Consider the following 25,804-nt stretch of genomic DNA (forward strand, 5'->3'; position numbering starts at 1 on the left):
ATAATTGCTGAAGAAAAGGAGACAACCTAGTGAATTTACTGCAGGAAAGCAGAGTCAAAATCAACGAAATCGATGATCAGCTGGTCAAACTGTTTGAAGAGCGCATGCACACGGTGGAGAATGTAGCCAGGTACAAGGCAGAGAATAATATGCCGGTGTTTGATGCTTCCAGAGAGAAGGACAATATTGAAAAGAACTCGGCGAAGCTTCAGGATCAGAATCTGAAGCCTTACTTCGTGAAGTGGTACCAGGACACAATGGATGTCTCCAAGGAATATCAGAAGGATATTCTGAAACGGGACTGACCTGAGAAAATTAATAAGCAGATCAGAAAAGCCGTCTTCCTAATCGAAAAGCGGCTTTTTCCTCAGGGAATGAATCACGCAGCCGATCAATGCAATGCACCGGCAAATACGGAGTAGATATACAGCAGCGGGTGTGAATTGACGGTTGCGACACACAGGCCCCCGTGCGGCGCAGGGCTTGCACAGCGGAAGGCGGCTGTCAGAGCTCCGGCAACTGCGGAACCGATGATGTAGTTGGCAAGGCCGGCGCTTCGATCCTTCTTACTCGAGAGATTGGGAAACAGTGTCGTTGAGGGGGCGATCACCAGCGGCGGAACCATTCCGCCTGCCATGACGGCAGCCATCATCATTGCGACGACGGCGCCGAAGATGATCAGGTTCAAGGATCCCATGGAACTGAGAATCTGAAGATGTGCCTTTGCCCCGTTTTCAGGTGCAGCGATCATGAACCAGAGATCAACCGGCATTCCATCTGCAGCACCGCAATGCCTTCCGGTCTAATCAGATCAGATATATGCATGAATATCTTCTTGCGTGTGCTGTTCAGTGCGGATCGAGATGCACGATCCACGGATCTTCAATATCGTTGATCAGTAATGGATATAGATTGAACCAGCTTTTGCATTGCTCAATGATTTCAGAATCGCCGCTGATGACATGGTCCAGCTTCTTCAGTTCCGTATCGGCGTTATGCACCATTTGCAGATCGACAGGAAATTGAAGCCTGTCGGCGCAGTCGGCGATGTGCTGCTTGAGGCGGCCGCTGTTGGAGACGGGGGAATCGATCCAGAACACCGCCTTGGAAGCACCGAGCTGCGTAAGTTTCTTCAGGATCCGCGTGATCGCTTCGTCGGTTACGGAAATGATGGCATAGGTTCCGGCAAGACCGGACAGATCACGTATACAGCCATCCATGCACTGAAGGATGACACTGTGCGAAAGAGCAGTCTCCATCAGGATGACGGCATTGAGTGCATCAATATGGACGGTACAGCCGGGATCGAGATGATCCATTTCCCGAGCCTTGCGCATCCGGAGACGCGATGGACATACCGTTATGCGTCCCATTGCAATGCGCTGGCGCTGCGAAAGGAGGCGATGGTTGGCCGTGAACGTTACCGCTGACTGCAGAGGATAGCCGCGTTCCAGAAGGAAGGCGCACTCATAGGCGGAAAGGGAGAGTTTCTCCATCTCCTCAGAACTGAAAAAACGTTCATCTTCTTCCTGCCATCCGCGCCTGACTGTTTTCATATCAACATTGTAGGCCCTTTTACGGATAGGGATGAAGATGAACGTTCAAGACAGAATTCAGCTTTGCGTGCTGTTACTTGGCCTGCGCAAGATCTGTTACTTCGTCACTGTTCAGCTCGCGCAGCGTCGTAAGGATCAGATGCGCTGCCACAAGGAAAGCGAAGAAGTCGCTTGCCGGCATCGAGTAGAGGACACCATCGAGACCGAAGAATACCGGCAGAAGGGTGGCAAGTCCGCAGCCAAGAACGATTTCCCGGAACAGGGAGAGTAAGGTGGATTCCTTTGCTTTGCCAATGGCCTGCATCGAGATGAAGGTGCCTTTATTTACCGTCGCCAGCGGTATCAGCATCAGATAGAGACGGAACGATTTGATGGCAAATTCCGTATAGATTTCCGCCTCGTTGGCGGCGCCGAAGATGCCGATCAGCTGCCGCGGCAGCAGTTCCACCACCAGCAGCGCAGCGATACCGAGAATCAGTTCACTTTTCAGTACGAGCTTGAACATTTTGGCGGCACGCTCTTTTAGAGCGGCTCCGATGTTGAAGCCAAGAACCGGAATCATACCTGCCGCAATGCCGACCGACACAGAGATCACGATCTGGAACACCTTCATTACAATGCCAAGGACAGCCATCGGAATCTGGGCATACTCCGGCTGCGAGAAGGTCGGATCCATCGCACCGTAGCGCATAACCATATTCTGCATCACCGCCATGGAGCAGACGATCGAGATCTGGGACAGGAAGGAAGTCATGCCAAGATACAGCGTCTGCCGCATGATTCTTGGAATGAGATGGAAGCTCTCCTTTCTCAGGTGCATCGTGCGCATATCCTTCAAATACCATAGCGAAACGACAGCTGTCAGAATCTGGCCGATGACGGTTGCGATTGCCGCACCTTTCATGCCCATGCCGAGCGGGAAGATGAAGATCGGATCAAGAATGATATTGACGACGCAGCCGATCAGCGTCGCAAACATGGCGAAGCGCGGCGAACCGTCGGAACGGATGATCGGATTGGCAGCCTGACCGAACATATAAAACGGAATGCCAAGCGTAATCCAGAAGAAATATTCCTGGGACAGCTCGAAGGTACGCTGTGATACGGCACCGCCGAAGAGGGTAATGATCTGATCCGCAAACACCAGATAGAGTGCTGTAATAACCAGAGACGATACGATGCACATGACGATGCCGTTGCCGACGGCGTGGTGCGTATCGTCGGTGCGGCCGGCGCCTGAGGCAATTGAAGAGAAGGCGCAGACACCATCACCGATCAGAACGGCAACGGAGAGCGCCGCAACTGTCAGCGGATAAACGACGGTATTTGCCGAATTTCCATAGGAACCAAGATAGGATGCGTTGGCGATAAAGATCTGGTCAACGATGTTGTAGAGAGCCGCAACCAGAAGTGAAATGATGCACGGAAGCGAGTAGTGGCTCATCACCGTACCCGGCTTTTCCTGCGTTAGAAATGTTTTGAGATCCTGCATTTTCTACCTCCCCTAACAAATAAAAAATGTGCTGCCTCAAGTCGGATTTACGCCTTTGGGCAACACACTTTTCTGCAGAAAACTATATTTTTGGGACCTCGATTATTTTAATCAGAGGAGTTCAAATTTCAAAGTGAAATTTGTAAGGTTTTGCGCAAAATGATTGGAAAATACCACACAGGGTGCCAAAGAAGATGGAGCGATTCCACGCCTCTCATCGCAGTTCGATGTTCGTGTCTCTTTTGGTTCGGTAAAATATATAAGGAAGACAACAGAAGGGGAAAGTTATATGGGACTTCGTTTTCGTAAAAGCATCACGATCGCCAAGGGCGTAAAAATCAATCTGAGCAAGTCCGGCGTCAGTCTGAGCGTCGGAAGAACAGGACTTCATGGAACGATCAATTCACACGGCCAGTTGACAACATCGGCCGGCCTCCCCGGGACCGGCGTTTCCTACGTCAAGACGACGAGCCTCAAGAAGCTGCTCGGCAAAGCCAAGAAGAGTGAAGATACTGAAACCATCTCACCAAAGAAGAAAAAGGCAGAGACGGAAGATACATCAGGAACTGCCGCGGCTGCCGCCTCAGCAGTAGATTCTTCTAAGGAAGATGCGGCTGAAGAAGTCGAAGCATACGAGCAGCAGCTGCAGATGATCCGGCGCGTCCACGAAACATGCAGCGAGACGATCGACTGGAAGAAGATCAGTGAACAGCCGGCACCGGCGTCGCGCAGCGTATCGTTCAATGCGTCGAATGACTCGTTCAGCGAAGATCTTCATGATGCCAACAACAGTAAATTCGATGACTATGGCGACTGGAAGAAACTCCATGACCTTTCGGAACAGATTCTTGCCGGCGATATCGACAGCTATCTTGAGGTGCTTGCCGAAGTGAAGCCCTTCGAAGATCTGACCGAGTACGGCAGCGACTTTGAAGTCGGAACCGATGATCCTTCCTCGATGACGGTCGAGTTCAACGTCAAGTCGGAAGAAGTTGTGCCGCAGGAAACGCTGGCCCTGACCAGTACCGGGAAACTTTCCCGGAAGGCGCTGGCAAAGAGTACGCGCAACGATATTGTGCAGGATTATGTTTGTTCGTGTGTGATCCGCATTGCCCGGGAAATGTTTGCCCTTCTGCCGGTCGACCGTGTACTGATCAATGCCAAAGATTCGATCCTGAATACGGCTACCGGCCACAATGAGGATGTGACGCTGGTATCGGTCATCTTCGACCGTGCCCGCTTCATGGATACGGACTTTACGCGCATCGATCCTTCGGATCTGATCGAAGCCTATCCGAACAATATGGCCTTCAGGAAGACGAGTGGTCTTTCAGCTGTGAAGGAACTGACTCTCTGAAGATATTCTTAAGATCCTGCTGCGCAGTGGAAGAAACGGGAAACTGCCAATTACAATAGACAGAGAAAGGCGGGGAAACAATGAATTTTTTGAATCGGGCGATCGCCTATGTAAAGCGGAGGCCGGCTAAGTCAGTTCTTTTAATGATCACCTTTTTCCTGATCGGAAATCTGGTGATCCTGGGCCTCGGTGTTTCGCAGGCCGCAACGAATGCGAAAACCCTGACCCGCAAATCGATGCGGGCAGCTGTCAGCTACGAAGTGGACTGGCAGGGCTACCAGAACTATGTGGATACACTGACGGATGAAGACGCCATTAACGACGCATATAACAACTATCCGAAGCTGAGCGCCGATGTCGCAAGGAAGCTGTCGGAAGATGACCGCGTACTTGCCTACAACTATCTGACAACGATGATCATGTACAGCCGCGGCTTCGACAATGTGCCGCTGGGCAATGAGAGTCAGAAGGGCGAGAGCGTCTTTATAGATGAAGATGGAAATCAGGTGACCTACCAGGAACCGAACATCATGGTCTACGGCACCAATTCGACCAACATGATCGAGATGCAGGAAGGCACCTATACGCTGGTGGACGGCCGCTGGTATACGCAGGATGATCTGGATTCTGCGGCCAATGTTGTGTGCATCACGCAGGATCTTGCGGATCAGAACGGGCTCAAGGTCGGCGACACGATCGAGCTGTTGTCATCGTCGGAAAGTGATCTGAAGTCGCAGATCGGTGACAATCCGGATGTGACGATCGATGATTTTGCCATGAGTCTGCAGATCATCGGTATTTATACGACGACGCAGGAAGTCGATTCGAGCAGCGACAATTTCCGCTGGGCTTCACCGTATGAGTCGCCGAAGAATGTTGTGCTGGTTCCGTTCAATACGGTGGTCAACTTCAATGTCAAACAGGCAACCATTAATATGAAGCTTCATCCCGACTGGTATTCGGACGCAGATTCTACAGACGAAGATACGCTGCGTGAAAGTTACAGCACACCGAGCACCGTCGTCTATCTGCTGGACGATCCGCTGAATACGGATGCCTTTGTGTCGGATCATCAGGCGGATCTGGCGGATTATACGATTCTGAATGCGAACGATGATGCGTTTAAGAAGATGGCGCGGCCGCTGGATACGCTGAGCTTCTTCTCAAATATTCTGGTGTGGATCGTTGTGATCAATGCGGTCGTCATCATTTCGCTGGTAACGGCACTGACACTGAAAACGCGTGAATATGAGATCGGCGTGCTATTGTCGATGGGCGTGTCGAAGGGCAAGGTTGTTCTGCAGCTGTTTGTGGAGCTGTTTATTATTGCGCTGATCGGTTTCTCGCTGGCGGTTGTGTCCGGATCCATGATCGCGGGCAGGGTCGGTGATGCGGTGCTGCAGTATCAGACAGCGACCGAGTCGCAGTATGCGGACAATACGGATGATAACAACTATTACTTCAGCGACACGACCAACTACTTTACGAATGTGACGCAGGATGAGATGCTGTCGCAGTATCATGTGAAGGTTTCGGCGGGCCTGATCGGTGAGATCTATGTGCTCGGGACGGCGGTCGTTCTGGTCGCGATTGTGATTCCTTCCTTTATGATTATGCGTCTGAATCCGAAGCAGATTCTTCTGGAGCAGAACTAAGGAGGCCGATGATGAGTACAGGTACAGATACAATTCTGCGTTTGGAAGATCTTCACTATGGCTATATTGACGGCCAGTTCAAGCGTGAGATTCTCAAGGGCCTTTCCTATGATTTCAAGGCTGGTATGTTCTATACGATTCTCGGTCCTTCCGGATCGGGTAAGACGACGCTGCTGTCGATTATGGCGGGTCTGGACAAGCAGGAGTCGGGAACCGTTTATTTACAGGGCGAAGATATTCAGAAGATCGGTCTCTATCAGTATCGCCGCAATAAGATTGGGATTGTCTTTCAGTCCTACAATCTGATCAGCTATCTGACCGGTGTCGAAAACATCATGATGGCGATGACGGAGACAGACAATACGCTGCCGAAGAATCACAAAGAACTTGCCTATGCCCTATTAAATATGGTAGGCATCGTTCAAAGTAAGGCGGATCGTCTGGTGACGCATCTTTCAGGCGGAGAGCAGCAGCGTATTGCGATTGCCCGCGCCATTGCGAAAAATGAGGATCTGATTTTTGCGGATGAGCCGACCGGAAACCTGGATTCGGAAACGGAGCAGGAAATCATCCGTCTCTTCCAGATGCTGGCTGAGAAGTATGGTAAAACGGTGATTGCTGTAACCCATTCCAATGAGGTTTCAAAATTGTCTGATCATCGTGTGTTCCTGCGCGGCGGGAAGCTGGTTGATCTGCAGTAGAAGAGCTGTATTTACAGCTTTGAAAAAAGAGGCTGCCTGAGCCTCCATCATGAGATGGATGTTGCCCCGGCAGCTTTTTTGTTGTCTTTTGGGTTGTTGATGGGATTGTTCTTGAGGTAGTTCATAACAGCAAGGTTCTTGACCTCCAGCAGTGTAAGCTGTTCTTTACTGTCGGCATTGTCGTTCCAACCGATCATGGCTTTTCCGATCAGGAAAACTTCGGCGGTAAGGTCCTTTTCATCCAGTTCGCCCCGGTAATAGGAGCGGATAAGGTTGTGGATGAGATCGGCGGTATCTTCGAGCAGCGGAATCAATGAAGCACGAACAAAGGTATCATCGGTCGGAATATCTGTCATGTTGGGCCCCCTCCTAATATGTTACTAGATGAGTCTACCCATTACGTAGCATAGTGCCTGAGCAATTTTTGCGCCAATGCTTGTAAAAAACAGTGAATTTTTGAATTTTCGACAGTACTTTGATGAGATCCGGTCCGTTTTTTAACTGTGAGGCATGAAAATTCCTGTCATTTGTTCTGTCGTGGCAGCGGCAGTGACCTGTTTTGAGACGGGAACAGGCGTTCGGTGGAAATTGGGAAAATATTGAAAAATGTGCTTGTAATGGGATTTTCAGGGTGATAGTATATCAAAGCACTCGCGTAGACATGGGAGATTGCCGGCACGCTGACAGGCGTTGTCATCAGTCACGTGATAACCGGGGAACTCACATCGAGCGATCCGCATGGCGGAGTGAAATAAAGGAGGAAAATTTCATGGCAAAGAATTCTGTAAGAATTCGCTTGAAGGCTTACGAAAACAGAAGCCTGGACGCTGCCAGCAAGAAGATTGTTGAGACAGCCAACAGCCACGGCGCGAAGAAGATCGTTGGACCTGTACCGCTGCCGACTGACAGAGAGGTCATTACCGTATTAAGATCTGTACATAAGGACAAGGATTCTCGTGAACAGTTCGAGATCCGTACACACAAGAGACTGATTGAGATCATCGGCCCGAGTGCTGAGACGATCGATGCGCTGAGCAGACTGGATCTGCCGAGCGGTGTCGACATCGAGATCAAGCTTTAAGGAAAGGAACCGGGTGATAAGACATGAAAGGTATCTTAGGACGTAAGCTCGGTATGACGCAGGTATTCACTGTTGATGGAACTCTGATTCCGGTCACGGTCATTGAAGTGAATCCGAACGTTGTACTGCAGAAGAAGACAAAGGAAACAGATGGCTACGAAGCTCTGCAGCTTGGCTATGAAGATGTCAAGGAGCAGCGCGCTACCAAGGCTGCCATCGGCCATGCCAAGAAGGCAAACACGGCTCCGAAGAAGTTTATCCGCGAAGTTCCGGCAGATGAAATGAATTTCAATGCCGGTGACGAGATCAAGGCTGACCTCTTCGAGGCAGGCGATGTCGTTGACATTCAGGGCACTTCCAAGGGACACGGCTACAAGGGTGTCATCGTCCGCAACAACGGAACGATGTCTCCGAAGAGCCATGGTGCTTCCCGCAACAAGCGCCATGTTGGTTCAATGGCTACCAACGGCCGTAACAACGGCGTCATCAACAAGGGCGCACCGATGCCTGGCCAGGAGGGCGGCTTCACAACAACAAATCAGAATCTGACGGTTGTGAAGGTCAGCACTGATGACAACTACATCATGGTCAAGGGCAATGTTCCGGGACCGCGCAAGGGTCTGGTTTACATTCACACGACTGTGAAGCCTGTCAAGAAGGTCAAGGTTGAGGAACTGATCAGCTATGCCGGCGTATCCGTTCAGGATGAGCTGAACAAGGTTGCTGAGGCCATTAACGAGGAGCAGGCTGAAAAGGCTGCTGCTGATGCGGCAATTGAGGAAGCTAAGAAGAAGGCTGCTTCTGCTGCTGCAAAGAAGAAGTGAGGAGGAGCTGAAAAATGGCAAAGTTTGATGTATACAGCCAGGACGCCAAGGTCGTCAGTTCGGTTGAACTGAGCGACTCCGTCTTCGGTATTGAGCCGAACCAGCAGGCGATGTATGACGCAGCTCTGTGCTATCTGGCAGGACTTCGTCAGGGCACGCACAGCACCAAGACGCGTCACTTCGTTTCCGGCACCGGCAAGAAGCCGTTCAAGCAGAAGGGAACCGGCCGCGCCCGTCAGGGTTCGACCCGTGCAACCCAGTGGAGACACGGTGCAATCGCCTTCGGACCGCATCCGCGTGACTACGGCTTCAAGATGAACCGCAAGGTTCGTCGCCTGGCTCTGCGCTCTGCGCTCAGCGAGAAGGCTCAGAACAACAGCCTGACGGTTGTTGAAAACCTCAGCTTCGATGAGGCCAAGACAAAGAAGGCCGTTGCAATGCTCAAGGCATTCAACTTCGACCGCAAGACGCTGCTCGTCGCAGATGCTTCGGAAGATTACGACAATGCATTCACGGCATTCCGCAACATTCCGAACGCTCTGGTCATTGATGTCAACGGTCTCAACACCTACGACGTCATGAATGCAGACCGTCTGATCTTCACACAGAAGGCTGCAGAAACAGCCGGGGAGGTTCTTGCATAATGCAGGCACGTGACATTATTATCCGCCCGATCGTTACTGAAAAGTCGATGCGTCTCAACAGCGAAGACAACAAGGTTACCTTCGAGGTTGCCAAGGGTGCTTCCAAGACTGAGGTTGCGCAGGCGATCAAGGAAATCTACGGATTCAATCCGGTCAAGATCAACATCGTCAACGTCCGTCCGAAGGACAAGCGGGTTGGCCGCTACGTTGGCAAGACCAATGCGGTCCGCAAGGCTATTGTCAAGCTTCCGGAAGGCAAGGAAATCAATCTTTACGGCGATCAGGACTAATTGAGTTTCACTTATCGGAGGAACATCGCTATCTCCGGATAACAAGCGAAAGGAAAGTTTAGAAAAATGGCAATCATTAAATACAAGCCGACTAGCAACGGACGCCGTAACATGAGCTCCCTTGATCTGTCGGACCGTGTAACAAAATCGACGCCGGAAAAGAGCCTTCTGGCTCCGAAGAAGAGCAAGGGCGGCCGCAACAACAATGGCCGCATCACTACCCGTCATCAGGGCGGCGGCGTCAAGCAGAAGTACAGAATCATCGATTTCAAGCGTGACAAGGACGATATTCCGGCAAAGGTTGCGGCGATCGAATACGATCCGAACCGTACCGCGAATATTGCACTGCTCCACTATGCAGACGGCGAGAAGCGCTACATTCTGGCGCCGGGCGATCTGCAGGTTGGCATGACGGTTGTCTCCGGCAAGGCTGCTGATATCAAGGTCGGCAATGCCATGGAGCTGAAGTCCATGCCTGAAGGTACATTCGTTCACTGTGTTGAGCTGTTCCCGGGCAAGGGCGGCCAGATGGCACGCTCCGCAGGCTGCAGCGCACAGATCCTGGGCTTCGACGGTCCGTATGCTACGCTGCGTCTGAGCTCCGGTGAAATCCGTAAGGTTCTCTCCAACTGCCGCGCTACGGTTGGTATCGTCGGCAATTCCGACTGGAACCTTGTCAACATTGGTAAGGCTGGCCGCAATCGCTGGAGAGGCATTCGTCCGACGGTTCGTGGTTCGGTTATGAACCCGGTTGACCATCCGCATGGTGGTGGTGAAGGTAAGGCACCGATCGGCCGCAAGAGCCCGATGACCCCTTGGGGCAAGAAGGCTATGGGTGTCAAGACCCGCAAGTCCAAGAAGGCAAGCAGCGCTCTGATCATGACGCGCCGCAATGGAAAGTAACTGAAAGGAGAGAAGAAAGATGTCCAGAAGCATTAAGAAGGGCCCGTTCTGTGATGCCAGCCTGATGAAGAAGGTTGAAGAACAGAACAAGGCAAACAAGCATGATGTCATCAAGACATGGTCCCGCCGTTCAGTAATTTTCCCGAGCTTCGTCGGTCATACGTTCGCGGTTCACAATGGCAAGGAACATGTTCCGATTTATGTGACTGAGGATATGGTCGGACACAAGCTGGGTGAGTTCGTTGCGACCCGTAAGTTCGGCGGACACGGTGATTCGAAGGTTGTTTCGGCTGCAGCTGCTTCTTCTGCACCGGCAGCTTCCAAGTAAGGCCAGGGAGGAAGATAGAACATGGAAGTAAAGGCAACAGCAAAGACGGTTCGTGTCACTCCCCGCAAGGCACGTCTCGTCCTGGATCTGATCCGCGGCAAGTCCGTGGATGAAGCACAGGCAATTCTGCAGTTCATGCCGAATCAGGCAGCTGCAGTTACATCCAAGGTTGTTAAGTCGGCTGTATCCAACGCTGTCAATAACAACCACGCAGATGCAAACAATCTGTATATCAAGGCCTGCTATGCGGATGAAGGCGTTGTAATGAAGCGCTGGATGCCGCGTGCCAGGGGCAATGCAAGCCAGATTCTCAAGAGAACGAGCCACATCACAGTTGTGGTTTCGGATGAAAGATAAGGAGGAAGGTCAGGAATATGGGACAGAAAGTTAGTCCGATCGGCATGCGTGTCGGTGTGATCCGGGACTGGGAGTCCAGATGGTACGCTGACAAGGCAGATTTCGGTGATCTTCTGAATGAGGATGTTCAGATCCGTAACGCTCTCTTCGAGAAGCTGAATGATGCATATATCAGCCGCATCGAGATTGAGCGTACAGGAAAGAAGGATTGCAAGATTTTCATCCGCTGCGCTCGTCCGGGTGCAATCATCGGCAAGGATGCCAATGGCAAGGACAAGATGGAGAGCATCAAGGCTCTTCTCAAGAAGCTGACACATGGCAAGAACGTCAAGGTTGAGGTAATCGCCGTCGCAAATCCGGATCTGGATGCGAATCTGGTGGCCCGCAAGATCTGCGAGCAGCTGGAAGCTCGTCAGTCCTTCCGTATTGCACAGAAGAAGGCGATTCAGCAGTCGATGCGTTCGGGCGCCAAGGGTGTCAAGACGCTGGTTTCCGGCCGTCTGGGCGGTGCGGAAATCGCCCGTAAGGAAGGCTATTCGCAGGGCAATGTTCCTCTGCACACGCTGCGCAGCGACATTGACTATGCATGCAAAGAGGCACACACAACCTATGGCAAGCTGGGCGTAAAGGTCTGGATCTGCCGTGGTGAAGTTCTGCCTGGAAAGATGGTTGAAGAGCCGAAGGCTCCGGAAAACCGTTTCAACAACCGTGACCGCAGAAACGGCCGCGGCAACAACAACCGTCGGTTTGACCGCCGTCCGGCTGGCAATCGTCCGGCTGCTGCAGCAGACAATGCTGGTGCAGCACAGACGGCTGAGGCGAAGGGAGGTAATGACTGATGTTAATGCCTAACAGAACCAAGTGGAGACGTAATCACCGTCTCTCTTATGAAGGCCACGCGAAGGCAGGTACCTACATCGCCTTCGGTCAGTATGGTCTGGTTGCGGATGAGGGTGGATACCTTTCGTCCAATGAGCTTGAGGCTGCCCGTGTTGCGATGACCCGTTATATGGATCGTGGCGGCAAGGTCTGGATCCGCGTATTCCCGCAGTTGAACAAGACTGCGAAGCCTCTGGAAGTTCGAATGGGTTCCGGTAAAGGTGCTCCGGATCACTGGGTTGCAGTTGCTCAGAAGGGCCGTATCCTCTTCGAGGTCGGCGACGTTGATGAGGCTACTGCCCGCGAAGCTCTGCGTCTTGGTGCGAACAAGCTGAGCGTCAAGACCCGCTTCGTCAAGAAAGGTGAGGCCAAGTAATCATGAACGTTAAAGAAATCAGAGATATGAGCAACGATGAGCTCAACCAGCAGATTGCTGACCTTAAGGATGAGCTCTACAAGCTGCGGTTCGCGCAGGCGACAGGATCCCTTGAGAATCCGGCCCGCATGAAGGATATCCGCAAGACGATCGCCCGCATCAAGACGGTCCAGACGGAACGTGCCAATGCGGCGCAGAAGGCATAAGGAGACTAGAGAGCTATGGCAGAGAGAAATAAGCGTAAGGTACTGCGCGGCGTGGTCGTTTCCGACAAGATGGACAAGACCATTGTCGTTGAGCTCGACACGACCCGTCGTCATCCGTTATACGGACGTCATGTCAAGTATTCTGTAAAGTTCAAGGCACACGATGAGAACAATGAGGCCAAGGTGGGCGATACGGTAGAGATTATGGAGACGCGTCCGCTCTCCAAGGATAAGCATTTCCGTCTTGTCCGTATTGTTGAGAAGGCTGTGATTCTGTAATTCACGGGAAAGGAGAAGGCAATGATCCAGAATGAATCTAGATTGAAGGTCGCTGACAATACCGGAGCCCGTGAGCTTCTCGTCATCCGCTGCCTGGGCGGATCGAAGCGCAAGTCGGCCAACATTGGTGATGTGGTTGTATGCGCAGTCAAGTCGGCCATTCCGAACGGAACAGTGAAGCAGGGCCAGGTAGTTAAGGCTGTAATCGTTCGTACGACATACGGCATCGAGCGTCCGAACGGAAGCTTCATCAAGTTCGACGACAATGCGGCAGTCATTATCAAGGATGATCAGACGCCGACCGGCACACGTATCTTTGGACCGGTTGCACGTGAACTCCGTGACAAGGGATATATGAAGATTGTCTCCCTTGCACCGGAAGTCTTATAAGGAGGACAGCTGTATGAAAATCAAGACAGGTGATAAGGTCAAGGTCATCAGCGGTCACTATAAGGGAACCGTTGCGGAGGTCAAGGCCGTAGACAAGAAGAACAACAAGGTCATCGTTGAAGGTGTCAACATGGTCAAGAAGTCGCTGAAGCCGACACAGGCGAATCCGGATGGCGGAATCATCGAGAAGGAAGCTCCGATCGATGCGTCCAACGTCATGTACTACGATGAGAAGTCGAAGACGGCTTCCCGTCTGGGCGTCAAGGTTGATGGCGACAAGAAAGTCCGCTTTATGAAGAAGGGCGGCAAGGAGATTAAGGAGGGCAAGAAGAAGTAATGAACCGTTTACAGGAAAAGTACAATGAGACGGTGCGTCCTGCTCTCATGAAGGAATACAACTACAGCACCGTAATGGCATGCCCGAAGCTTGAGAAGGTTGTTCTCAACATGGGTGTCGGCGATGCTGTGGTGACGCCGAAGGCTCTGGAAGAGGCGGTTGCAGAGATGACTCTGATCGCCGGTCAGAAGCCGGTCATCACCAAGGCCAAGAAGTCGATCGCAAACTTCAAGATCCGTGAAGGCATGCCGATCGGCTGCAAGGTTACGATCCGCGGGGAGCGTATGTATGAGTTCCTCGATAAGCTGATGAACATCGACCTGCCGCGTGTCCGTGACTTCCACGGTGTCAGCTCGACAGCATTCGATGGCCGCGGCAACTATACGCTGGGTGTTAAGGAACAGCTGATCTTCCCGGAAATCAACTTCGATAAGGTTTCGAAGGTCCGTGGACTTGATGTTGTTATCGTTACAACTGCGAAGACCAACAAGGAGGCTTATTCGCTGCTTGCCGGTCTGGGTATGCCGTTTGAGAGAAAGGGTGCGTAATTATGGCTAAGACATCTATGAAGATCAAGGCAGCTCGTCCGGCCAAGTATTCGACGAGAGCTTATACGCGCTGCCAGCGCTGCGGTCGTCCGCACTCTGTATTGAGCAAGTACAAGGTTTGCCGTATCTGCTTCCGTGAGCTCGCTTACAAGGGCGAGATCCCGGGCGTGAAGAAGGCTTCCTGGTAATAGAAAGGGGAACAAGAGACTATGAATATGACAGATCCTATTGCCGATATGCTCACTCGCATCCGCAATGGTGTGCAGGCGCGCATGGAGACAGTTGATATTGTTCCTGTTTCGAAAGTGAAGACGGAAATTGCCCGTATTCTCAAGGCGGAAGGCTATATCGAGAACTATTCCTTCAGCGGTGAAGGCGTTGACCGCAAGATGACGGTTACGCTGAAGTATGCGTCGGACAAGCGTTCGGCCATTACCGGTCTGAAGCGTATTTCCAAACCGGGACTGCGTGTCTATGCCAAGGGTGAGAATGTTCCCAAGGTATTGAACGGTCTCGGCATTGCGATCGTTTCCACGTCCGAAGGCATGATGACGGACAAGGAAGCACGCAAGAAGCACATTGGCGGTGAAGTCATCGCCTACATCTGGTAATTTAGGAAAGGATATTGAAGAATGTCACGTATCGGTAAAAAGGCGATTACCATTCCCGCTGGAACCGAAGTTACGGTCGCTGAAGGGAATGAGGTGACTGTCAAGGGTCCCAAGGGCACATTGACGCGTAAGTTCAGCCCGTTGATGAGCATCGAGGTCAAGGACGGCACCGTTACGGTTTCCCGTCCGAATGACGAGAAGCCTACCAAGCAGCTTCACGGCACGACGCGCGCTCTGATTGCGTCGATGATTGAAGGTGTAGACAAGGAATTCACCAAGACATTGAAGATTGTCGGTATTGGTTACCGTGCAGCTCTTCAGGGGAACAAGCTGACGATGGGTCTGGGATTCTCCCACCCGGTCGAGATGGAAGTTCCGGGCAACCTGAAGGTTACGGTTCCGGATGCCAACACAATCGTAATCACCGGCATTGATAAGCAGGAAGTCGGTGAGTTTGCGGCAGAAGTTCGTGCCAAGAAGAAGCCGGAGCCGTATGGAGGCAAGGGCATTATGTATGATGGCGAGCACATCATCCGTAAGGAAGGCAAGACTGCTGCGGCTAAGAAGTAACGGGAAGGAGAGAGTAAGATGCTGAAAAAGACAAAGAAGAATGAACTCCGTCTGCGCCGCCATCAGCGTGTGCGCAATACGGTCAGCGGGACTCCCGACTGCCCGCGTCTGAACGTTTTCCGTTCCAATGCGAACATCTATGCTCAGGTGATCGATGATACGACGGGAAAGACACTGGTTTCTTCCAGCTCGCTTGTTCTGAAGCTGGAGAACGGCGGAAATATCGAAGCTGCCAAGGCTGTCGGCAAGGATGTTGCTGAGAAGTGCCTGGCTGCGAACATTGAATCTGTGTGCTTTGACCGCGGTGGGTATGTTTACCATGGCCGGGTACAGGCTCTGGCAGATGCTGCCCGTGAAGCGGGCCTCAAGTTCTGATGGAGAGGGAGAACAGTAATATGGCAGAAGAGAACAAGCAGCAGCGTGAGCGGAAGCCGTTCCGCAAGCCGCGCGAGCAGAAAGAGTTCGATGATGTTGTTGTCTCCATCAACCGTGTATCGAAGACGGTTAAGGGCGGCCGCAGAATGCGGTTCGCTGCTCTGGTAGTCGTTGGTGACCACAAGGGCAGAATCGGCTTCGGCATGGGCAAGGCAGCAGAAGTTCCGGACGCAATCAAGAAGGCTAACGAAGCGGCGACAAAGAACGTGTTCCGTGTTCAGCTGGTTGAGAACAACCGCACGGTACCGTCCGATGCGATCGGCAAGAAGGGGTCAACAAGCGTTGTCCTGAAGCCGGCTGCTCCTGGTACCGGCGTTATCGCCGGCGGTGCTGTCCGTTCCATTCTGGAGCTGGCAGGTGTATCCGATGTCCTTTCGAAGGTAATCGGCAGCCGTACATCCGTTAACGTTGTATATGCAACTCTGGATGCACTTCAGAGCATGCGTACAGTTGAAGATGTTGCGAAGCTTCGTGATAAGAAGATCAGCGAGATCCGCTGAGCAGGAGGCACACAATGAAACTGAATGAAATGAAACCGGCGAATGGTGCGCGCTTCGTATCCAAGCGGATCGGGCGTGGACTTGGAACTGGAAACGGCAAGACGGCCGGTAAGGGCAACAAGGGTCAGAATGCACGCAGCGGCGGCGGTGTTGCAATCGGATTTGAAGGTGGACAGACGCCTGCCTTCAAGCGTTTCCCGAAGCGTGGTTTTACGAACTACGGCCGCAAGGAGTATGCAATTGTCAATGTCGAGGACCTGAATCGTTTCGATGAGGGTGTTACGGTTGACTTTGAGGCGTTGAAGGCGGCTGGCCTGGTTAAGAAGGAACTGGATGGTTTGAAGGTTCTTGGCGCTGGCAAGCTGGAGAAGAAGCTGACAGTGAAGGCAAACAAGTTCTCGCAGTCGGCACAGAAGGCAATCGAAGAAGCAGGCGGAACCGTCGAGGTGCTCTGAGATGATGCACACGTTCGCCAGTATGTTCAAGAATAAGGATATTCGGAAACGGATATTCTTTACTCTTGCGCTGCTGCTGATCTATCGCGTGGGTGCCGCAATTCCGGTGCCGGGTGTCGATTCTACGGCACTGGCGGGTTCGATCGCAGATAACTCGATTCTGAGCATGATGAACCTGCTCGGCGGCGGCGCGTTTGAGCGTATGTCAATCTTCGCTCTTGGCGTTACACCGTACATTACGGCGAGCATCATTATTCAGCTGCTGTCAATGGATGTTATTCCGGCGCTGACCGAGATGACCAAGGAAGGTCAGAAGGGACGGATGCGGCTGGACCAGATTACGCGGTATCTTGGTGTAGTTCTGGCGTTTGTGCAGTCGTTCTCGATGGTCTACGGCTTTGATCGTCAGTTCGGTATTCTGGAATCTTCCAATACGGCAACCTATCTGTTTACGGCAACAATTCTGACCGCCGGTACACAGTTCCTTGTGTGGCTGGGTGATCAGATCTCTCTCAAGGGTATCGGCAACGGTATTTCGATTATTATCTTCGGCGGTATCGTTGCGAATATTCCGGCACAGTTTGTTCAGGTTTACAACATTACGGTTGCTTCGGCTACGACAGGTGCGGAGTTCTCCGGAATACTGCAGTTCGTTCTGTATCTGATTCTGTATGTTGTAATCATTCTGGGCGTCGTTGTGATGGAGCTGGCGGTTCGTAAGATTCCGATCCAGTATTCTTCGAGCAATTCGATGCGTGGCAAGGATGTTACCTATCTGCCGCTGAAGATCAATTCGGCGTCGGTCATTCCTGTCATCTTCGCTTCCTCGATCATGACGGCTCCGCAGATCATCCTGAGCTTCGTGAACAGCGATGCGTATACGAAGGTTTCTTCGTTCCTGTCGCTAACAAGCTGGACCGGTCTTGTGATCTATGCGGTTCTGACATTCCTCTTCACATTCTTCTATACGGATCTTCAGGTGGATCCGGACAAGATTGCGGAGAATCTGGGTAAGTCGGGTGCCTATATTCCCGGTATTCGTCCGGGAACGGAGACGAAGACATACCTGCACAAAGTTCTGCACCGGATTACGGTGATCGGTGCTACGGCGCTGACAGTGATTGCTGTGCTGCCGTATGTGCTGCCGATGGTGAGTTCGCTGCCGTCCTCGATTTCGATCGGCGGTACGGGTATCATCATTGTTGTAGGTGTTGCTCTGGAAACAGTTGCGCAGCTGAAGGGTCAGCTGACGCAGAAGTCGTATCACGGATTCTTGGATTGATTAAGATCCTCGAATTCCCGTTTGTTTCAAAATTCATTGGGTAATAAGCAAGAGGCAGGAGACCAGACATGAATATTCTGATCATGGGGCCGGCCGGAGCAGGAAAAGGTACGATGTCTTCCCATATCTGTGCGGCGTTTACGGTTCCTCACATTTCGACCGGTGATATGCTGCGGGAAAACGTAGCGGAAGGTACGAAACTCGGCCTGCAGGCGAAAGCCTACATGGAGGGCGGACATCTGGTACCGGATGAAGTCATCAACGGTATGGTGGAAGAGCGTCTGGCAAAGGATGACTGCGCAGGCGGTTATCTTCTTGACGGCTTTCCACGCACATTAGTGCAGGCACAGGAGCTGACAAAGATCGGCGAGCGTACAGGTCGTCCGGTGCAGGTTGTTCTGGTGCTCAACGTTGAGCGCAAAATTCTGGAGGACCGTATTACGGGCCGCAGAATCTGTCCGAAGTGCGGCGCCATCTATCATGTGCGCAATCATCCGACAAAGAAGGAAGGAATCTGCGATGTATGCGGAAGCTCTTTGGTTCAGCGGAAGGATGATACGCTGGAGAAGCTGGACGCACGAATGGAAGAGTATGAGCGTCTGACGAAGCCTGTCATTGATTATTACCGGAATATGGGTCTCGTTTACGAGATCGATGCTTCAAAAAATCAGGATGTGACATTTGAACAGGTGAAAAAAGTTCTGTCAGATCTTGCATGAAATGGCCGAATGCGGGTAAAATAGGCGTTGCGCCTGCATTCGGCGCGTTTCTTCGTATGGGAATTTACGGTTCAGTGGCAGTACCATCCCACGTTGCTGTTAAAATCCATATGCAATAGGGCATATGCATCTTAACAGGCCGGGCTGCCGGTAGTTCTCATTCGCAATCATACGTGGGTTTACATTTGTCGGGAGGCAATAAGACATGAAAGTAAGACCGTCAGTTAAACCGATTTGCGACAAGTGCAGAGTCATCAAGCGTAAGGGCGTTGTGATGGTAATCTGCGAAAACCCGAAGCACAAGCAGAGACAGGGTTAATCAAGAAGGAGAAAGAGAACATCTATGGCACGTTTTGCAGGTGTAGACATTCCGGCCAACAAGAGAATTGAAGTTGCTCTGACCTATATCTATGGTATTGGTCTGACCACCTCCAGAAACATTCTTAAGGCTGCTAATGTCAGCGGAGATATCCGCACCAAGGATCTGACTGAGGCACAGGAGACTGCGATCCGTAATGAGGTCGATAAGATCAAGACGGAAGGCGATCTGCGTCGTGAGACCGCAATGAATATCAAGCGTTTGATGGAAATTGCGTGCTACAGAGGTGTCCGTCATCGTAGGGGACTGCCTGTTCGCGGACAGCGTACGAAGACGAATGCGCGTACTCGTAAGGGACCGCGCCGTACGGTTGCGAACAAGAAGAAGTAAGGAGTGAAGACACATGGCAGATAAGACAAAGGCTGTTGCTCGCAAGAAGAAGAGCAGAAGAAATGTGGCTAAGGGTGTTGCACACATCCACTCCACGTTTAACAATACGATTGTAACGATTGCCGATGAGGGTGGAAACGTTATTTCCTGGAGCTCTGCTGGTGCTCTTGGTTATAAGGGTTCCCGTAAGTCGACTCCGTATGTTGCCCAGCTGTGCGCTGAGGCGGCTGCGAAGGCTGCGATTCAGCAGGGTATGAAGACTGTCTCTGTTGATGTTAAGGGACCTGGTCCCGGACGTGAGTCTGCGATCCGTGCTCTTGCGGTTGCAGGGCTTTCCATTACGGCGATCAACGATGTTACACCGGTTCCGCACAATGGCTGCCGTCCTCCGAAGAGGCCGCGTGGTTAATTGTTAAAACAGGAGGATTGCAATGCAGAAATTTGAACGCGCTGATTTCGAGGTTAAAGAAGAGACCGTTGATGAAGAGGGTGAATACGGAAAATTCGTAATTTCGCCGCTTGAGCGCGGTTTCGGCACCACCATGGGCAACGCTCTGCGTCGGGTCCTGCTGTCCTCCCTGCCTGGAGCTGCGGTATTCTCCATCAAGATTGATGGTGTTTACCATGAGTTCACCAATATTCCGGGTGTCCGGGAAGACGTTACGATGATCATTCTCAATCTGAAGAAGCTAATTATGAAGATTGAGGATGATGAGGTTTATACGCTGCAGATCAGCGCCAAGGGTCCGTGTACCGTTACGGCACAGGACATTATCTGCCCGCCGCAGGTAAAGATTCTCAACGATGAGGATCATGATTATCTTGAGATTGCGCATCTGGAAAAGGATACGACGCTCGAGATTGAGATGCGGGCAAGAAACGGCCGCGGCTATGTCGGCAGCGATATTAACAAGCAGCTGAACCAGGGTACCAGCCAGGGAATCGGCACGGTATATACAGACTCGATTTATACGCCGGTCCGCAAGGTTGCGTACAATGTTGAACCGACGCGTGTCGGTCAGGATACGAAGTACGATAAGCTGACGATGGAAGTCTGGACGAATCGTTCAATTACGCCGCAGAAGGCGCTGGCTATGGCTGCCAAGATTCTGATTGACCATCTGGATATTGTTGCCGGAATCAATAATGATGTTGCCCACATGGACAATGTTCTGAAGGAAGGCGGCGTTGAACAGATTACAAAGGGACAGCAGATGATGATCGAGGATCTGGATCTCTCTGTTCGTTCCTACAACTGCCTGAAGCGTGCCGGCATTCAGACCGTCGACGAGCTGACGCAGAAGACCGAGGATGAAATGATGCGTGTTCGTAACCTCGGAAAGAAATCTCTAAAAGAGGTTAAGGACAAGCTGACCGAACTGGGTCTTGGCTTCAAGTCCTATGATTAACGGAGGATAGTAAGATGTGGAATCGTAGATTTGGCCGTACGGCAGATCATCGCAAGGCAATGCTTCGGAATCTTGCGACGTCTGTCATCATGTATGGCAGAGTAGAAACGACATATGCCAAGGCTATGGATATGCGTTCCGTTGTTGATGAGCTGATCACCCTCGGCAAGAAGAATACACTGGCTTCGCGCCGTCAGGCAGCTGCTTACATTCGTGATGTTGTTGCGGATGAGAAGACGCAGAAGACTGTTCTGCAGAAGCTGTTTGATGAAGTTGCTCCGGCCTACAAGGATCGTAATGGCGGTTATACCAAGGTTACGAAGACGGGTGTTCGCCGCGGCGACGCTGCTCCGATGGCTGTCATCGAGCTGGTTAAGTAATCACAGAACCGATCAGATCGATCTAGAGGCTCCCGTGTGGGAGCCTTTTCTGTATGGTGATGCGGCAACAATTTTCAGATGATTTATATGCAAGAATATTTCATTCCTGTAGGATTAATCCTATAATTCTCACGGCTATGGAAGCCAGAAAGAGTGGGACAATATGAAGAAGTTAATTATCAGTTTGCTTTCTGTCCTATCGATCGTGGTTCTTAGTACAGGATCGGTTTATGCAGAAACAGAACCAACAGCTTCACCGGATGCGGGGGGGGGGTACCGTTGAGAAACCTCAGTCAGAAGTAACAAGCAATGGCGCTGATGACGATCCAGATCCGACTGCATCAGCAAGCACAGATCCATTACCATCCCTCACAGCATCAAATGATGGAGCAGAATCGGAAGAAACTACCAACAATAATGCACCGGTATTAGAACCAGATACAACGCCTGAGCCATCAGCTGAGACGTCAACAAGCACAGATAATGCTCCGATCGTAAAGGCAATGGCACCGGCAATGAACGCTCCTATGAACGCACCAGCAAGTCAATCCCTTTTTATGATAGGATCGGATGGCTATGATACATTGGAAGAAGCATTAAAGGCTGCTGATAACATGCCTGGGGACATTACGATTACTCTTACCACGGATCTAAAAATCAATAAGGACCATACGATTGAGTACAGAGCCCCAAATGGCGCAATTTATACAAAAATAGAAAAGGTCAATGCTAGCTATACGATTAGCCAAAAGAAGGAAGGGACAGTCATACTTGACCTTGATGGACATAAGTTGCAAGGCTATTTTGATATTAACCTTTCTTCCCCTATACAAATGATCATTAAGAATGGACTGTTGCAGGGTGGACATTACTACGCTTATGATGATGGTTCAGATCAAATTAATTACGACTTTGATGTAACCTCCAGTGACGCTTCGATCGTTTTTCAGGATCTCGAGCTCGATAATATCTGGTCGGGTTATTCTGCAGAAGCTGATCCTACCGCGCCATATGTCTTTCAGCTTCTTCGCTGCCGGAACGATAAACTGGTAAATGATGATAGCTTTGCAGAAAATGCGCATTCTCTGACATTCGGAAGCCGTGTAAAAAAATGCAAGGTGCTGATAAAGGATAGTCGCCTGTATAAGCTGATGAGCGCTGAAATTTGGTGGCAACAAACCGGACCTTCTGAACAACATACGTCAGTTATATTGGATAATTCCGTCGTGAGTGGTGCAGGCGATGATAGTGACTACAATCCATCCCCGGTTTTCAACGTATCAACAGGCGGGTTGCTGGATCAATATAATGCGATGGCTTATGACAGCGATGACTCCAACCTTCACGAATTTCGAATGGCGCATGAAGATATGTGGTCTGACCTTATTAATGAGTTTAATCCGCCTGCTTATGTAGCTAATCAGACAGTTCGCTGGACAACGGCTGAACAGCTGGAGTCCGAAGAAGAAGCAAATCCTTATGACCTCGGTATGGAAGCAGTCATGATGGTTCCGACAACTACAGTCAAGGTCGGTGTAATCTTCGAAGATGGGCATGAACAGGATTATCCGGATCTTGGGTTGGCATGTACAGTAAAAACGAAACCAGTCCTTGTTTCAACGCCAGCCGAAGAACAGTCTAATAAGGATACTTATTATGAAGAAACCCGGAAGTTAGCAAGTATCAGGAACTATGATTACGATACTGGCACGGTCTCTTACTCGCCCTATGATCCTTATTTCTATGTCCCCTCGAAGTTCTACAACATGCAAGGTAATGATCCGGCGAATGATATGACCGTCGATGCTGGTGCTACAGTTGTGGAATATAAGTATCAAGATGGTACAATTGCAACCTCATCAGAAAATGGCATTTTCTCCCCGGCTGCATTATCGCCAACAGAAGGAAATGATGCATCAAGTTCTACAGATAAACCATCTTTTCAAGAAGTCTACGATCTGGAATGGAATGATCCCAACCACAGTTTGGTAACTTTGGATGATAGAACACAGTTCTATGACTACCGTTTGAAAGCGGTGCGTAAAAAGTATGAAGTCGTATTTAATGCGAATAAAGGAAATGATGCGCCTGCATCTGAGACACTGCGTTATTTTGAGGACTCGATAAAGAATCCTGAAATAACTGACATGAAACGTGATGGCTATACCTTCACTGGCTGGTATTTGGATTCGGCCGCAACGAAATAGTTTGAGAACTTTGGAAAAGTGTTGAATCGTGAGGTCATGGAGACATTGACTCAAGAGGGAGTGCTGGCGGAAGGATCCAATACCATTACTCTCTTTGCAGGTTGGAAGAAAAATAAAGTAGATGAAGAGCCCCCTGCACAGTCAGCACAACCGGCAGAGAAATCAAAACCGACGCAAACGACTAAAGAATCAAAAGAACGTTCCGCTGGTTCTGCCCGTATTTCCACGCCAGTGAGTTCTACGGGGAAACTCTTTATTCCAAAAACAGGAGTTATTTCTGGCCAAGAACCAGAAGATAATTGATATTCTTTGTCCTGATAGGATCCTTCCGGTAATTTTCTTTGATTCCGGAAGGATCCTTTTTTATTTTTTTGTTAATCGGTTTATCATAAAGGAACGGAGGTGCTTTAATGAAAATTGCATTGATTAATGAAGACAGCCAGGCATCAAAGAATGGACTCATTTACAAGACACTGAAAGAAGTGGCTGACGAAAAAGGATATACAGTTTATAACTACGGCATGTATGGCGTGGAAGGCGAAACGCGCCGCACGTATGTGATGAACGGTCTTCTGGCGGGGATTCTTCTGAACTCTAAGGCGGCTGATTTTGTCGTAACCGGCTGCGGTACAGGCATGGGAGCGATGCTTGCATGCAACAGCTTTCCAGGTGTGACGTGCGGTTTTGCGGTTGATCCGACGGATTCCTATCTGTTTTCGCAGATCAATGGCGGTAATGCGATTTCTCTTCCCTTTGCCAAGGGCTTTGGCTGGGGTGCGGAGCTTAATCTGAAGCTTCTGTTCCAGCGCCTGTTTGCGGAAGAAATGGGCGGCGGCTATCCGAAGGAGAGAGCGGTCTTTGAAAAGGAAAACGCCAGCATTCTTGCAGGTGTCAAGAAGATTTCCTATCGTCCGATGATCGATGTCTTGAAAGATATGGATCCGGACTTTGTGAAACGTGCAATCAGCAGTGAGAAGTTTGCGGAATACTTCTATTCTAACTGCCAGGATCAGGAGATTGCTGAGTATCTACGCTCGCTTTGAGGGTAATCACTGCAGGTCGAAGAGAGATGCTTATCTTTCTTCGATCTTTTTTTGTGCTGTCGTTTGAACTTTGCTTTTTATTTGGATCAGGCGCATAATCCTTTTATGCGAAAAATGAATGTATTGACTTGCGTATTATCCGTACTTTTGGTGGCTGGCTGTGGGGAATCTGCGGCTTCTGTTTCTGCATCAGCTTCGGCAGCAGCCCAATCCCCCTCAACAGCGTCATCCGATAGTGTGACAGTTGCTTTCAGTCGTTCTTATACGATGGATTATGGCGAAGGCACTGTGTCCAGTATTTATGACCTGGACGGTACACTGGAAGAGAGTGGAACCGATAGTGACAATCCCCAGGCACACGTGCAGGAATATATTCATTCCGGCGGGATTGAATCGTCCCTGGAAGGATGGTATGTCAACGGAAGGCTCTATAACACGTATAACAGTGTTAATTACTATGAAGATATGAGCTTTTCTTCCTTTGAGACGTCCCTGTTAGTTCCGGTACATCCATATACGGTTTCTTCGCAAGAGACACAATCGCAGCAGGAAACTGCATCTGTAGACGGACGGCAGATTATTTATACATTGACAAATGATGCGGCCAGGTCCGTGTTCCTGTCCCATTACGATGTGTATGGTCTGGATCAGTATGATGACTTTGCGGTTCAAAGCGGTACCATCACGCAGACGATCGATGCTGATCAGCGGATTACAAAGGAAGAGACATCCTTTGTCAGTACATTGATGAGCGGCGATGTGAAAGTGACGGTAACAGCGACCACATCCGTTTCCTGGCTGAATTTTCAAAGTACAGTTGTTGAAATATCGGACGATCAAATGAAGGCGTTATCTGCTTTTGTCAGCTATAAGGATATTGATACATCTTCCATTGCACCTGATGATGGCTACGACGATACACCGGAGGCAACGGTGACAGATACCTTCAAGAAACGGCTGGTGAACCGGCTTGGTTATACCGTCGATGAAAATGGTTATTATGTAACGAATTTCAATGATACCGAAAGCTATACGATTGACTTTGAACATGATCAGTTTATTTATAAAAACATGTCCAGTACCTATGTCTACAACTGGAATGGTGATACGGGTGGCTTCTCCAGCATCTGCAGCTATGACTTTGCCAACGGCAATCAGACGGACGGCTGCAGCGAAAGTGTCGTTGAAATGATTAAGAATGTGAAGAACTTCTTCATTATGGAGCTGTACTACTGCGGCTTATCCTTATCTGATCTGCAGGCAGAAGTGAAGTAACGACCA

General features: G+C 50.5%; 39 protein-coding genes. 35 read left to right on the forward strand and 4 right to left on the reverse strand.

The window, feature by feature from the left end:
- Positions 1-29: 29 nt before the first annotated feature.
- A complete protein-coding gene (locus C1714_RS03705; protein ID WP_102341927.1) occupies positions 30-305 on the forward strand; it encodes a chorismate mutase in 276 nt (91 codons plus the stop codon).
- Between the two features lie 86 nt (positions 306-391).
- Here the strand turns inward: C1714_RS03705 and C1714_RS03710 are convergent, their stop codons facing one another.
- The 3 genes from C1714_RS03710 to C1714_RS03720 all read right to left on the reverse strand — a co-directional run bounded on the left by C1714_RS03710 (position 392) and on the right by C1714_RS03720 (position 3,048).
- Positions 392-772: a hypothetical protein gene (locus C1714_RS03710; protein ID WP_102341928.1), complete on the reverse strand. Its 381-nt coding sequence runs from the start codon at positions 770-772 to the stop codon at positions 392-394.
- 76 nt (positions 773-848) lie between these two features.
- Positions 849-1,556 carry a DUF434 domain-containing protein gene (locus tag C1714_RS03715; protein ID WP_102341929.1) on the reverse strand — a complete coding sequence of 236 codons (708 nt, stop codon included), beginning with the start codon at positions 1,554-1,556 and terminating at the stop codon, positions 849-851.
- 73 nt (positions 1,557-1,629) lie between these two features.
- The gene (locus C1714_RS03720; RefSeq protein WP_102341930.1) at positions 1,630-3,048 is read right to left on the reverse strand and encodes an MATE family efflux transporter; all 1,419 of its coding nucleotides are present in this window, start codon (positions 3,046-3,048) and stop codon (positions 1,630-1,632) included.
- A 289-nt stretch (positions 3,049-3,337) separates the two neighbouring features.
- On the opposite strand from C1714_RS03720, the gene C1714_RS03725 reads away from it, so the two are divergent.
- From C1714_RS03725 to C1714_RS03735, 3 genes are all read left to right on the forward strand, one after another.
- On the forward strand, positions 3,338-4,405 hold the full coding sequence (locus tag C1714_RS03725; RefSeq protein ID WP_102341931.1) for a DUF4236 domain-containing protein: 1,068 nt from the start codon (positions 3,338-3,340) through the stop codon (positions 4,403-4,405).
- 80 nt (positions 4,406-4,485) lie between these two features.
- Complete coding sequence (locus tag C1714_RS03730; protein ID WP_102341932.1) at positions 4,486-6,060, forward strand: ABC transporter permease; 1,575 nt, start codon at positions 4,486-4,488, stop codon at positions 6,058-6,060.
- A gap of 11 nt (positions 6,061-6,071) precedes the next feature.
- Positions 6,072-6,761 (forward strand): ABC transporter ATP-binding protein, encoded by a 690-nt coding sequence (locus tag C1714_RS03735; RefSeq protein ID WP_102341933.1) that lies wholly within the window; start codon positions 6,072-6,074, stop codon positions 6,759-6,761.
- 47 nt (positions 6,762-6,808) lie between these two features.
- Here the strand turns inward: C1714_RS03735 and C1714_RS03740 are convergent, their stop codons facing one another.
- Entirely contained in the window at positions 6,809-7,117 is a 309-nt protein-coding gene (locus C1714_RS03740) for a hypothetical protein (protein ID WP_102341934.1), read from the reverse strand.
- A 413-nt stretch (positions 7,118-7,530) separates the two neighbouring features.
- On the opposite strand from C1714_RS03740, the gene rpsJ reads away from it, so the two are divergent.
- The 31 genes from rpsJ (at position 7,531) to C1714_RS03895 (ending at position 25,798) form a co-directional block, all read left to right on the forward strand.
- Positions 7,531-7,842, forward strand: coding sequence for a 30S ribosomal protein S10 (gene rpsJ, locus C1714_RS03745; RefSeq protein ID WP_102341935.1), 312 nt, complete (start codon positions 7,531-7,533; stop codon positions 7,840-7,842).
- Between the two features lie 23 nt (positions 7,843-7,865).
- On the forward strand, positions 7,866-8,666 hold the full coding sequence (rplC, locus tag C1714_RS03750; RefSeq protein ID WP_102341936.1) for a 50S ribosomal protein L3: 801 nt from the start codon (positions 7,866-7,868) through the stop codon (positions 8,664-8,666).
- A gap of 14 nt (positions 8,667-8,680) precedes the next feature.
- The gene (gene rplD, locus C1714_RS03755) at positions 8,681-9,310 is read left to right on the forward strand and encodes a 50S ribosomal protein L4 (protein ID WP_102341937.1); all 630 of its coding nucleotides are present in this window, start codon (positions 8,681-8,683) and stop codon (positions 9,308-9,310) included.
- A complete protein-coding gene (gene rplW / locus C1714_RS03760; RefSeq protein WP_425349045.1) occupies positions 9,310-9,600 on the forward strand; it encodes a 50S ribosomal protein L23 in 291 nt (96 codons plus the stop codon). The genes rplD and rplW overlap by 1 nt, the downstream gene beginning before the upstream one ends.
- Before the next feature lie 66 nt (positions 9,601-9,666).
- Positions 9,667-10,503 carry a 50S ribosomal protein L2 gene (gene rplB, locus C1714_RS03765; RefSeq protein WP_102341939.1) on the forward strand — a complete coding sequence of 279 codons (837 nt, stop codon included), beginning with the start codon at positions 9,667-9,669 and terminating at the stop codon, positions 10,501-10,503.
- Positions 10,504-10,522: 19 nt separating this feature from the next.
- Positions 10,523-10,831, forward strand: coding sequence for a 30S ribosomal protein S19 (gene rpsS, locus C1714_RS03770; RefSeq protein ID WP_102341940.1), 309 nt, complete (start codon positions 10,523-10,525; stop codon positions 10,829-10,831).
- Positions 10,832-10,852: 21 nt separating this feature from the next.
- Positions 10,853-11,188 carry a 50S ribosomal protein L22 gene (gene rplV / locus C1714_RS03775; RefSeq protein ID WP_102341941.1) on the forward strand — a complete coding sequence of 112 codons (336 nt, stop codon included), beginning with the start codon at positions 10,853-10,855 and terminating at the stop codon, positions 11,186-11,188.
- Positions 11,189-11,205: 17 nt separating this feature from the next.
- Entirely contained in the window at positions 11,206-12,027 is an 822-nt protein-coding gene (gene rpsC / locus C1714_RS03780) for a 30S ribosomal protein S3 (RefSeq protein ID WP_102341942.1), read from the forward strand.
- The gene (gene rplP, locus C1714_RS03785; protein ID WP_102341943.1) at positions 12,027-12,443 is read left to right on the forward strand and encodes a 50S ribosomal protein L16; all 417 of its coding nucleotides are present in this window, start codon (positions 12,027-12,029) and stop codon (positions 12,441-12,443) included. Before rpsC ends, rplP begins: the two co-directional genes overlap by 1 nt.
- A 2-nt stretch (positions 12,444-12,445) precedes the next feature.
- On the forward strand, positions 12,446-12,649 hold the full coding sequence (gene rpmC, locus C1714_RS03790) for a 50S ribosomal protein L29 (RefSeq protein ID WP_102341944.1): 204 nt from the start codon (positions 12,446-12,448) through the stop codon (positions 12,647-12,649).
- A gap of 15 nt (positions 12,650-12,664) precedes the next feature.
- Positions 12,665-12,928: a 30S ribosomal protein S17 gene (gene rpsQ, locus C1714_RS03795; protein ID WP_102341945.1), complete on the forward strand. Its 264-nt coding sequence runs from the start codon at positions 12,665-12,667 to the stop codon at positions 12,926-12,928.
- Between the two features lie 21 nt (positions 12,929-12,949).
- A complete protein-coding gene (rplN, locus tag C1714_RS03800) occupies positions 12,950-13,318 on the forward strand; it encodes a 50S ribosomal protein L14 (RefSeq protein WP_102341946.1) in 369 nt (122 codons plus the stop codon).
- A gap of 13 nt (positions 13,319-13,331) precedes the next feature.
- The gene (rplX, locus tag C1714_RS03805; protein WP_102341947.1) at positions 13,332-13,655 is read left to right on the forward strand and encodes a 50S ribosomal protein L24; all 324 of its coding nucleotides are present in this window, start codon (positions 13,332-13,334) and stop codon (positions 13,653-13,655) included.
- The gene (gene rplE / locus C1714_RS03810) at positions 13,655-14,203 is read left to right on the forward strand and encodes a 50S ribosomal protein L5 (protein WP_102341948.1); all 549 of its coding nucleotides are present in this window, start codon (positions 13,655-13,657) and stop codon (positions 14,201-14,203) included. Before rplX ends, rplE begins: the two co-directional genes overlap by 1 nt.
- Positions 14,204-14,205: 2 nt before the next feature.
- Entirely contained in the window at positions 14,206-14,391 is a 186-nt protein-coding gene (locus C1714_RS03815) for a type Z 30S ribosomal protein S14 (protein WP_102341949.1), read from the forward strand.
- Positions 14,392-14,412: 21 nt separating this feature from the next.
- Positions 14,413-14,814, forward strand: coding sequence for a 30S ribosomal protein S8 (gene rpsH / locus C1714_RS03820; RefSeq protein WP_102341950.1), 402 nt, complete (start codon positions 14,413-14,415; stop codon positions 14,812-14,814).
- A gap of 21 nt (positions 14,815-14,835) precedes the next feature.
- On the forward strand, positions 14,836-15,384 hold the full coding sequence (gene rplF / locus C1714_RS03825; RefSeq protein WP_102341951.1) for a 50S ribosomal protein L6: 549 nt from the start codon (positions 14,836-14,838) through the stop codon (positions 15,382-15,384).
- An 18-nt stretch (positions 15,385-15,402) separates the two neighbouring features.
- Positions 15,403-15,759 carry a 50S ribosomal protein L18 gene (gene rplR, locus C1714_RS03830; protein WP_102341952.1) on the forward strand — a complete coding sequence of 119 codons (357 nt, stop codon included), beginning with the start codon at positions 15,403-15,405 and terminating at the stop codon, positions 15,757-15,759.
- A gap of 20 nt (positions 15,760-15,779) precedes the next feature.
- On the forward strand, positions 15,780-16,319 hold the full coding sequence (gene rpsE / locus C1714_RS03835; protein WP_102341953.1) for a 30S ribosomal protein S5: 540 nt from the start codon (positions 15,780-15,782) through the stop codon (positions 16,317-16,319).
- Positions 16,320-16,333: 14 nt separating this feature from the next.
- Positions 16,334-16,774, forward strand: a complete 441-nt coding sequence (gene rplO, locus C1714_RS03840; RefSeq protein ID WP_102341954.1) for a 50S ribosomal protein L15 — start codon at positions 16,334-16,336, stop codon at positions 16,772-16,774.
- Between the two features lies 1 nt (position 16,775).
- The gene (gene secY, locus C1714_RS03845) at positions 16,776-18,056 is read left to right on the forward strand and encodes a preprotein translocase subunit SecY (protein ID WP_102341955.1); all 1,281 of its coding nucleotides are present in this window, start codon (positions 16,776-16,778) and stop codon (positions 18,054-18,056) included.
- 68 nt (positions 18,057-18,124) lie between these two features.
- Complete coding sequence (locus tag C1714_RS03850) at positions 18,125-18,775, forward strand: adenylate kinase (RefSeq protein WP_102341956.1); 651 nt, start codon at positions 18,125-18,127, stop codon at positions 18,773-18,775.
- A 205-nt stretch (positions 18,776-18,980) separates the two neighbouring features.
- Complete coding sequence (gene rpmJ, locus C1714_RS03855) at positions 18,981-19,094, forward strand: 50S ribosomal protein L36 (RefSeq protein WP_006525027.1); 114 nt, start codon at positions 18,981-18,983, stop codon at positions 19,092-19,094.
- 24 nt (positions 19,095-19,118) lie between these two features.
- Entirely contained in the window at positions 19,119-19,484 is a 366-nt protein-coding gene (gene rpsM, locus C1714_RS03860) for a 30S ribosomal protein S13 (RefSeq protein WP_102341957.1), read from the forward strand.
- A 13-nt stretch (positions 19,485-19,497) separates the two neighbouring features.
- Complete coding sequence (gene rpsK, locus C1714_RS03865; RefSeq protein ID WP_102341958.1) at positions 19,498-19,893, forward strand: 30S ribosomal protein S11; 396 nt, start codon at positions 19,498-19,500, stop codon at positions 19,891-19,893.
- A gap of 22 nt (positions 19,894-19,915) precedes the next feature.
- Complete coding sequence (locus C1714_RS03870) at positions 19,916-20,893, forward strand: DNA-directed RNA polymerase subunit alpha (protein WP_102341959.1); 978 nt, start codon at positions 19,916-19,918, stop codon at positions 20,891-20,893.
- Positions 20,894-20,907: 14 nt separating this feature from the next.
- Positions 20,908-21,273 (forward strand): 50S ribosomal protein L17, encoded by a 366-nt coding sequence (rplQ, locus tag C1714_RS03875; RefSeq protein WP_102341960.1) that lies wholly within the window; start codon positions 20,908-20,910, stop codon positions 21,271-21,273.
- A gap of 230 nt (positions 21,274-21,503) precedes the next feature.
- Complete coding sequence (locus C1714_RS03880) at positions 21,504-23,480, forward strand: InlB B-repeat-containing protein (RefSeq protein ID WP_102341961.1); 1,977 nt, start codon at positions 21,504-21,506, stop codon at positions 23,478-23,480.
- A gap of 36 nt (positions 23,481-23,516) precedes the next feature.
- Complete coding sequence (locus C1714_RS03885; RefSeq protein ID WP_102341962.1) at positions 23,517-23,783, forward strand: hypothetical protein; 267 nt, start codon at positions 23,517-23,519, stop codon at positions 23,781-23,783.
- 107 nt (positions 23,784-23,890) lie between these two features.
- On the forward strand, positions 23,891-24,523 hold the full coding sequence (locus tag C1714_RS03890; protein WP_102341963.1) for an RpiB/LacA/LacB family sugar-phosphate isomerase: 633 nt from the start codon (positions 23,891-23,893) through the stop codon (positions 24,521-24,523).
- A 237-nt stretch (positions 24,524-24,760) separates the two neighbouring features.
- Positions 24,761-25,798: a hypothetical protein gene (locus C1714_RS03895; protein ID WP_102341964.1), complete on the forward strand. Its 1,038-nt coding sequence runs from the start codon at positions 24,761-24,763 to the stop codon at positions 25,796-25,798.
- The last annotated feature ends 6 nt before the right edge of the window (positions 25,799-25,804 follow it).

The sequence above is a fragment of the Galactobacillus timonensis genome (assembly GCF_900240265.1).
In the GTDB taxonomy this organism is placed as follows: Bacteria; Bacillota_I; Bacilli_A; order Erysipelotrichales; family Erysipelotrichaceae; genus Bulleidia; species Bulleidia timonensis.